Source organism: Rhodoferax sp. (genome assembly GCF_014859475.1).
Classification (GTDB): Bacteria; Pseudomonadota; Gammaproteobacteria; order Burkholderiales; family Burkholderiaceae_C; genus Rhodoferax.
Map to the genome: position 1 here is coordinate 1 of NZ_JACUUE010000100.1, position 8,969 is coordinate 8,969.

Here is an 8,969-nt window from a genome sequence, read left to right on the forward strand (position 1 = left end):
ACATGGAGTCAGTGGCTCAGGCCAACGGCACCGGCAGCATCACGCTGAGCTTTGATCCCGGCACTAACCCCGACCTGGCGCAGGTCGATGTGCAAAACCGCCTGAGCCGTGCCAGCCCGCGCCTGCCTTCGACCGTCACGCAACAGGGCGTGCGGGTGGACAAGGCACGCAGCAACTTCCTGCTGTTTGCCATCCTTTCTTCTGACGACCCAAAACTCAACCCAGTGGCATTGGGCGACTACGCTTCGCGCAACATCCTGCCTGAGATTCAGCGCATCAACGGTGTGGGTCAAGCGCAGCTCTTTGGTACCGAGCGTGCGATGCGCATCTGGATCGACCCGGCCAAACTTCAGGGCTACAACTTGTCTGCCAGCGATGTCACAAACGCCATCCGCGGCCAAAACGCGCAGGTGTCGGCAGGTGAAATTGGCAGCCTGCCAAACGTGGCCGGTCAGGGCATCTCCGCCACTGTGGTGGTGAACGGCCAGCTTAGCAGCGTGGCGGAGTTTGGCAACGTGGTGCTGCGCGCTAACACCGACGGCTCTGCAGTGCACCTGAAAGATGTCGCACGCATTGAGTTGGGAGCCAAGGCGTATGCCACGTCGGCGCGACTCAACGGCAAACCGTCCACGGGCATTGGCGTACAGTTGTCCTCCAGCGGCAACGCACTGGCCACCGCTAAAGCTGTGCGCGCACGCATGACCGAGTTGGAAAAATTCTTCCCCAAAGGCATGACCTGGGCCATTCCCTATGACAGCTCACGTTTTATTGAGACATCGCTGCGCCAGGTGGCCGTGACGCTGCTGGAAGCCATTGCGCTGGTGTTTCTGGTGATGTTTTTGTTTTTGCAAGACTGGCGCTACACCTTGATTCCGACACTGGTGGTACCCGTGGCCTTGCTGGGCACCTTTGCCACGCTGCTGGCCATGGGGTTCTCAATCAATGTGCTGACCATGTTTGCCATGGTGCTGGTGATCGGCATTGTGGTGGACGATGCAATTGTGGTGGTCGAAAACGTCGAGCGCATCATGAGCGAAGAGGGTTTATCGCCGCTGCTGGCCACACGCAAAGCCATGGGGCAAATCTCGGGGGCCATCATTGGTGTCACGGTGGTGCTGATCTCGGTGTTTGTCCCGCTGGCGTTTTTCAGCGGCAGCATTGGCAACATTTACCGCCAGTTTGCGGCCGTGATGGGCGTGTCGATTGCGTTTTCGGCCTTTTTGGCCCTGTCACTCACCCCGGCCTTGTGTGCCACGCTGCTTAAACCCGTGGAAGCCGGTCATCACCATGCCAAGAGCGGCTTTTTTGGCTGGTTTAATCGGGGCTTTGCCAAAACCGCCAAAACTTATGAAGGGGGTGTTGCCAAACTGCTGCCCCATGCCGCGCGTTACCTGGTGATTTACCTGGCCATTGTGGCTGGGGCCGCGTGGATGTACCAGCGCCTACCCACCTCATTTTTGCCCAACGAAGACCAGGGCACGATGCTGGTGAACGTGCAGCTGCCACCGGGTGCCACGCAAGAACGCACCTTGGCGGTGATGCAGCAGGTTGAGGGGTTCATCCTCAAACAGCCCGAGGTGCAAGGCATGGTCAGCGTGCTGGGCTTCAGCTTCTCGGGACAGGGACAAAATGCGGCGCTGGCGTTTGTCACGCTCAAGGACTGGTCTGAACGCTCCGGGCCAAACAACTCGGCACAGGCGCTGGCGGGCCGGTCTTTTGGCGCGCTCTCGGGCATTCGCGATGCGTTCATCTTTCCGCTGAGCCCGCCGCCGATTCCCGAACTGGGCTCATCAAGCGGCTTCAGCTTCCGGCTGCAAGACCGCGCTGGCATGGGCCATGAGGCGCTACTCGGTGCACGCAACCAGTTGCTGGGCATGGCGTCCACAAGCAAAGTACTGACCCAAGTGCGCCCTGACGGTCTGGAAGACGCGCCGCAATTGCAGTTGGACATTGACCGCGACCGCGCTGCGGCGCTGGGTGTCGGTTTTGAGGTCATCAACGCCACCATCTCCACCGCTCTGGGCTCGGCCTATGCCAACGACTTCCCCAACGCGGGCCGCTTGCAGCGCGTCGTGGTGCAGGCCGATGCACCGGCACGCATGCAGCCAGATGATTTACTCAAACTCAATGTCGCCAACAACAAGGGGCAAATGGTGCCCATGTCGGCCTTTGCCAGCACCCGCTGGGTGACAGGGGCCATGCAAACCGTGCGTTACAACGGCTACCCCGCCATGCGCATCAGCGGCAGCGCCGCGCCGGGTTACAGCACTGGGGCGGCGTTGGTCGAGATGGAAAAACTCGCCAGCCAGTTGCCCCCAGGCTTTGGCTTCGAGTGGTCAGGCACCTCGCGCGAGGAAAAACTGGCTGGTTCACAAGCCATGATCCTCTACGGTTTTGCCATTTTGTCGGTATTTTTGTGCCTGGCCGCGCTTTACGAGAGCTGGACCATTCCGCTCTCGGTCATTCTGGTGGTACCACTGGGTGTGCTGGGCGTGATTGTGGCCACACTGCTGCGCGACTATTCAAACGACGTGTACTTCCAGGTCGGCCTGATCACCATCATTGGCTTGTCCGCCAAAAACGCCATTTTGATCATCGAATTTGCCAAAGACCTGCAAGCCCAGGGCAGGAGCGTGATCGAGTCGGCGCTGGCAGCAGCCCACCTGCGTTTTCGGCCGATTTTGATGACCTCGATGGCGTTCACCTTGGGCGTGCTGCCTTTGGCCCTGGCCAGTGGTGCCGGTTCGGCCAGCCAGCGCGCAATCGGCACCGGGGTGATTGGTGGCATCCTGACCGGCACCAGCCTGGCAGTGGTGTTTGTACCGATCTTTTTTGTGGTAATGCGCAGCATTTTCAAAGACAGCGCGCGCCAGCAGGCTGTTCACGCCGAGCAGGCCGCGCATATGGGAGTCCATACCGATGTCTAAAATATTTAAGGCTTTTCGCCATCTAGCGCTTACTGCACATGCATTGGCAGCTATTATTTTTGTATCCGGCTGTAGTTTGATTCCAAGCTATGAACGCCCTGCATCGCCGGTGGCGGCACAGTGGCCGGCCTCTGCGCAGCCTGGTCAAGCCGGGCTTCAAACCAACCCCTTACCCGGCTGGCAAGACTACTTTACCGATGCCACACTGCGCCAGCTGATCACCACGGCGCTCGCCAACAACCGCGACCTGCGAGTGGCCACGCTCAACATTGAACAGGCCCGAGCCCAACTTGGCATCCGCCGTGCCGACCAGTTCCCCACGCTCAACGCGGCGGTGACGGGCTCACGCACCCCCACCAGTGCAGGCGGCATCAACAGCGCCTACGCGGCGGGTTTAACCGTCACCGCCTATGAGCTGGACTTTTTTGGCCGGGTCGCCAGCCTCAAGGAACAAGCGCTGGCGCAATACCTGGCCACCTCAGAGGCAGCCCAAACCGCGCAAATCAGCCTGATAGCCACTGTGGCACAAGGCTGGCTGGCTCTGCTGGCCGACGAAGAACTGCTGGCGGTGTCTCGGCAAACGCTGGCATCACGCACTGATTCGCTCAAGCTGGTGGAACTCAAGGTGCAGCATGGTGCCGCATCAGACTTTGAGCTGCGCAGTGCCCAAACCCTGCTGGAAAGCACGCGCGTCACGCTGGCCCAGCAGCAGCGCCAGCGCGCCCTGGACGAAAACGCCCTGGTGTTGCTGCTCGGACAGCCGCTGGACGAGGCCAGCCGGGCGCAACTGAGGCGGGACAAGGCAATACCCCTGAGGCTGGCCGAACTTCCCGCCGGACTGCCGTCTGAGCTGCTTGCGCGGCGCCCCGACATTCGCCAGGCCGAACAACTGCTGATCGCCAGCAACGCCAACATCGGTGCGGCGCGGGCCGCGTTTTTCCCGCGCATCAGCCTCACGGTGGGTGCCGGGTCGGCCAGCAGCGCACTCTCGGGTCTGTTCAAGGACGGCTCTTGGGGCTGGACGCTGGCGCCGCAACTGGTGCTGCCGATCTTTGATGCCGGGCGCAACCAGGCCAATCTGGACGTGGCCAGAACCGGGCGCGAAATAGCGGTGGCGCAATACGAAAAAGCCATCCAAAACGCCTTTCGCGAGGTCGCCGATGCACTGGCCAGCCGCGCCACGCTGGCGCAACAAGTGCAGGCCAGCCAAGCGCTGCTGGAGGCCGAAACGGCGAGAAACCAGCTGACCCAACTGCGTCTGGACCACGGCGTGGCGAACCAGCTGGAGTGGCTCGATGCCAGGCGCTCCTTGTTCGCGGCGCAGCAGGCGCTGGTGCAAACCCGGCTGGCCTACCAGCAAAACCAGATTGCACTGTTCAAGACGCTGGGCGGGGGCGCCGTAGCGCCGCAACCCTGAACCGCCTCGCTAAAATGGTTTCACCAACTTGCAATAGTCAACGCAAAAAATGGCGTTGACGTCTATTTTTTTAACCCCAAGAATCTCACCAACCACCTATGAAAAACACCTCTCTTGTGGTGCTGACCGCCATCGTGTTGGCTGCCTCCGCCTGTTCCAGAACAGAAACGCCCGCCCCCGGCGCGTCGCCAAATACCAGCACGGCGCCGGCCACCGCACCGGCACCTGCGGCCAACGTCGGCTCCTCCTACGACATGTTGGCTGCCGAGAGCAAAGGCTTCACGGTTGGTGCCCTGATGAGTGCGCAACCCGTCTATGTGCTGTTCGATCCGCAATGCCCGCACTGCGGGCGCTTGTGGCAGGCGTCGCTGCCGCTGCTCGACAAGGTCAAGTTCGTCTGGATTCCGATCTCGTTCAACCCGACCAAAAGCGTACCCCAGGGTGCGGCACTGCTGGCTGCTGCCAATCCGGTTGAAACCATGACGGCGCATGAGCAATCCCTGCTGGCTGGCACCGGCGGCATGGCAGCCAGTGCCGACGTGCCCGACGAGATCAAGCAGGCCATCGCCAACAACACCCAGTTGCTCAATCGTCTGGGTGTGGATTCGGTGCCGTTCCTGTTGGGCAAACATCGCAAAACCGGCGACATTGTGACCTTCAATGGCGCCATGGAAACAGCCGCATTGGCCAATTTGCTGGGTGTTGAATAAGTTTCAAAAAACGACTTGAAGTCGCCAAAAAAAAGGATGCATCGCATCCTTTTTTTACGTCATGTGGCGCCACTCAGGTAGTCGCAGCTTCCGGGACCTCAGGTTTGGCGCGGCCTTCTTTCTTGGGCAGCGGCTGAATGTCGAGCAGCACTTCGGTTTTGCTCTCGTCGCTGTCGTCAAGCTCCACCTTCAAACGTCCGCCATCCACCAAACGGCCAAACAGCAGTTCGTCGGCCAGCGCGCGCCGGATGGTGTCCTGAATCAGGCGTTGCATCGGACGTGCGCCCATCAGCGGGTCGAAGCCTTTCTTGGCCAGGTGCTTGCGCAGCTTGTCGGTGAACGTGACCTCTACCTTTTTCTCGGCCAGTTGCGCTTCAAGCTGCAACAGGAACTTGTCCACCACCCGCAAAATGACGTTCTCGTCGAGCGCCTTGAAGCTGACGATGGCATCGAGCCGGTTGCGGAACTCGGGCGTGAACATGCGTTTGATGTCGGCCATCTCGTCGCCAGCTTCGCGCGGATTGGTGAAGCCGATGGTGGCCTTGGCCATGGTCTCGGCACCCGCGTTGGTGGTCATGATGATGATCACGTTGCGGAAATCGGCCTTGCGCCCGTTGTTGTCGGTCAGCGTGCCGTGGTCCATCACCTGCAGCAGTACATTGAAAATGGCCGGATGGGCTTTTTCGATTTCGTCGAGCAGCAGCACACAATGCGGCTTCTTGGTGATGGCCTCGGTCAGCAGGCCGCCCTGGTCAAAGCCGACATAGCCGGGTGGCGCGCCAATCAGGCGGCTCACCGCATGCTGCTCCATGTACTCGCTCATGTCGAAACGGATCAGCTCGACGCCCATGATGTAGGCCAGTTGCTTGGCCGATTCGGTTTTGCCGACGCCGGTGGGGCCGCTGAACAAAAAGGTGCCGATCGGCTTGTCGCCCTTGCCCAGGCCCGAGCGCGACATCTTCACGGCCGAGGCCAGCATGTCGAGCGCCTTGTCCTGGCCGAACACCACGTTGCGCAAATCGCGCTCCAGGGTTTTCAACTTGCCGCGGTCGTCGTTGGACACATTGGCCGGCGGAATGCGGGCAATCTTGGCCACGATGTCCTCGATCTCGGCCTTGCTGATGATTTTCTTGCGCTTTGACGGCACCAGAATGCGCTGCGCAGCACCGGCCTCGTCAATCACGTCAATCGCCTTGTCGGGCAGATGCCGGTCGTTGATGTACTTGGCACTCAGCTCGGCGGCCGCCTGCAGCGCCGCCAGCGCATATTTGACATGGTGATGCTCCTCAAAGCGCGACTTGAGCCCTTTCAGGATATCGACCGTCTGCTCCACCGAGGGCTCCAGCACATCGATCTTCTGGAAGCGGCGCGACAGGGCCGCGTCTTTTTCGAAAATGCCACGGTATTCGGTGAAGGTGGTGGCGCCAATGCACTTGAGCGCACCCGAGCCCAACGCCGGTTTGAGCAAATTGGAGGCGTCGAGCGTGCCGCCCGAGGCTGCGCCAGCACCGATCAGGGTGTGGATTTCGTCGATGAACAAAATGGCGTTGGGCTTGTCCTTGAGCGACTTGAGCACGCCCTTGAGGCGCTGCTCGAAGTCACCGCGGTACTTGGTGCCCGCCAGCAGCGCGCCCATGTCGAGCGAATAGACAATCGACTCGGCCAGGATTTCGGGCACATCCTTTTGCGTGATGCGCCAGGCCAGGCCCTCGGCGATGGCCGTCTTGCCAACACCGGCTTCACCCACCAGCAGCGGGTTGTTCTTGCGCCGACGGCACAGGATCTGGATGACGCGCTCGACCTCGAGCTCGCGCCCGATCAACGGGTCGATCTTGCCGTCCTTGGCGAGCTGATTCAGGTTTTGCGTGAACTGCTCCAGCGGCGAGGCCTTTTCGTTCTTCTCGCTGGCGCCATCGTCTGATTCGGAGGCATTTTCGGCGGCGCGAACCGGCTCGGGCGGGTCGCTTTTCTTGATGCCGTGGGCGATGAAGTTGACCACATCGAGGCGCGTTACGCCCTGCTGGTGCAGGTAATACACGGCGTGTGAGTCTTTTTCGCCAAAAATGGCCACCAGCACATTGGCACCGGTCACTTCTTTTTTGCCGCTGCCGGTGGACTGAACGTGCATGATGGCGCGCTGAATCACGCGCTGGAAACCCAGTGTGGGCTGGGTATCGACATCTTCGGTACCGGCCACCTGCGGCGTGTTGTCCTTGATGAATGTCAACAGCGACTTGCGCAGGTCATCAATATTGGCCGAGCAGGCGCGTAGCACTTCGGCCGCGCTGGGGTTGTCCAGCAAGGCCAATAGCAAATGTTCCACCGTGATGAATTCATGGCGCTGCTGACGCGCCTCGACAAACGCCATGTGGAGGCTGACTTCCAATTCTTGGGCAATCATGAGGTTCCTTTAAAGGCTTTTGTTTCAGGCGTTGACTGTAATCTGATTTTTAATTCATTTGGCTGTGTCGGGATTCAAACACTCACAACGCCGCAGGTTCACAAACGCACTTCAGCGGATGGCCGGCCTTGGCTGCGGCATCCAGCACCTGGTCAACCTTGGTGGATGCCACATCGTGAGAATATACGCCGCACACTGCCTTGCCCTCGAGGTGAATCTTGAGCATGATCCGGGTCGAGGTCTCGAGGTCTTTGCTGAAAAACTCCTGCAACACCATCACCACAAACTCCATCGGCGTGTAGTCGTCATTGAGCATGACCACCTGGTACATCTGCGGCGGTTTGGTGCGCTGCGTGCGGCGCTCCAGCACCACGGTGCCGTCACTGTCGGCAGGCTCGATGGGGCGGACGGGGGGAGGTTTGGGAAATTTTGTGGCCATCACCTGATTTTATCGGTCTGCTTTCTGCAAGCGCGCAAAGGTCTTGCGAAACTTGGCCACCTTGGGCGCGGCCACCGCCATGCAATAGCCTTGGTAGGGGTTCTTTTCAAAAAAGTCCTGGTGGTAGTCTTCGGCTGGCCAGTAATTGGTCAGCGGCAGCACCTCCGTCACGATGGGGCGCGCATAGGCCCCACTTTTTGTGAGTTCGTCAATCAGCGCCAGCGCCTCGTGCTGCTGCTCTGGTGTGCTGAAGTAAACGCCGCTGCGGTACTGCGTGCCGTGGTCATTGCCCTGGGCGTTGAGCGAGGTGGGGTCGTGAATCAAAAAGAAGATTTCCAGTATCTCGCGCACGCTGATTTGCTGCGGGTCATAGACCAGCTTGACCACTTCGTTGTGCCCAGTGCGTCCAGTACACACCTGCTCGTAAGTGGGTTGCTGCGTCTGGCCGTTGCTATAGCCCGATTCCACGTCGCGCACGCCCCTGACCTGGACAAAGACCGCCTCCGTGCACCAAAAACAACCGCCGCCGAGGGTGATGGTTTCACCAACTTGCTGCATGATTCGACTCCTTGAATTTATCGGCCTGAAAAAATTTGACTTGTCGGCTCATGCTAGCCGCAAACCGACAAACCTGATGGGGACGGGTTTTTGTTTGAATTGACCGGGTTTGAGCTTGCGCCAACTTGCATGAATCCGCAGCGACGCCCCAAATCATGAAAAAGTACCGTCATCGCGAGCCCCTCGTATCGGCCCGATACCGCACACCGACCTTGAACAGAGAGGCCGCCACTGCGAGCCAGCCGTATCTGGCCCGATACCGCACACAGATCATGAACAGAGACTTCGTCACTGCGAGCGTAGCGCGGCAGGCTATGCAGTTCGGGGAGATGGATTGCGTCACTTCGTTCGCAATGACGGTGATGAGTGCAAGAGGACGCTACCCTTTTTTGGCTTCCGGTGCCGGGTCTCGCCCCGGCGGGCGAGGTACTTTTCTTTGCTTCGCCAAAGAAAAGTACCCAAAAGAAAGGCGACCCCGCTGTCTGCGACCCGCAGCCCTGCTGCGGGCAACCTGCGC

Annotated in this window: 6 protein-coding genes; 3 read left to right on the forward strand and 3 right to left on the reverse strand. The window is 60.0% G+C overall.

The features are described 5' to 3' along the window. The 3 genes from IBX54_RS09600 to IBX54_RS09610 form a co-directional block, all read left to right on the forward strand. A partial coding sequence (locus IBX54_RS09600; protein ID WP_296542436.1) for an efflux RND transporter permease subunit occupies positions 1-2,927 on the forward strand: 2,927 nt, incomplete at its 5' end. Beyond that, complete coding sequence (locus IBX54_RS09605) at positions 2,920-4,344, forward strand: efflux transporter outer membrane subunit (protein ID WP_296542437.1); 1,425 nt, start codon at positions 2,920-2,922, stop codon at positions 4,342-4,344. The genes IBX54_RS09600 and IBX54_RS09605, both read left to right, overlap by 8 nt. Positions 4,345-4,442: 98 nt before the next feature. Then, positions 4,443-5,054, forward strand: a complete 612-nt coding sequence (locus IBX54_RS09610) for a DsbC family protein (protein WP_296542438.1) — start codon at positions 4,443-4,445, stop codon at positions 5,052-5,054. A 73-nt stretch (positions 5,055-5,127) separates the two neighbouring features. On the opposite strand, the gene clpA is transcribed toward IBX54_RS09610, so the two are convergent. The 3 genes from clpA to msrA all read right to left on the reverse strand — a co-directional run bounded on the left by clpA (position 5,128) and on the right by msrA (position 8,452). Continuing rightward, the gene (gene clpA / locus IBX54_RS09615; protein ID WP_296542439.1) at positions 5,128-7,455 is read right to left on the reverse strand and encodes an ATP-dependent Clp protease ATP-binding subunit ClpA; all 2,328 of its coding nucleotides are present in this window, start codon (positions 7,453-7,455) and stop codon (positions 5,128-5,130) included. A gap of 82 nt (positions 7,456-7,537) precedes the next feature. Continuing rightward, on the reverse strand, positions 7,538-7,894 hold the full coding sequence (clpS, locus tag IBX54_RS09620; protein ID WP_296542440.1) for an ATP-dependent Clp protease adapter ClpS: 357 nt from the start codon (positions 7,892-7,894) through the stop codon (positions 7,538-7,540). A 9-nt stretch (positions 7,895-7,903) separates the two neighbouring features. Next, the gene (gene msrA, locus IBX54_RS09625) at positions 7,904-8,452 is read right to left on the reverse strand and encodes a peptide-methionine (S)-S-oxide reductase MsrA (protein ID WP_296542441.1); all 549 of its coding nucleotides are present in this window, start codon (positions 8,450-8,452) and stop codon (positions 7,904-7,906) included. Between the last annotated feature and the right edge of the window lie 517 nt (positions 8,453-8,969).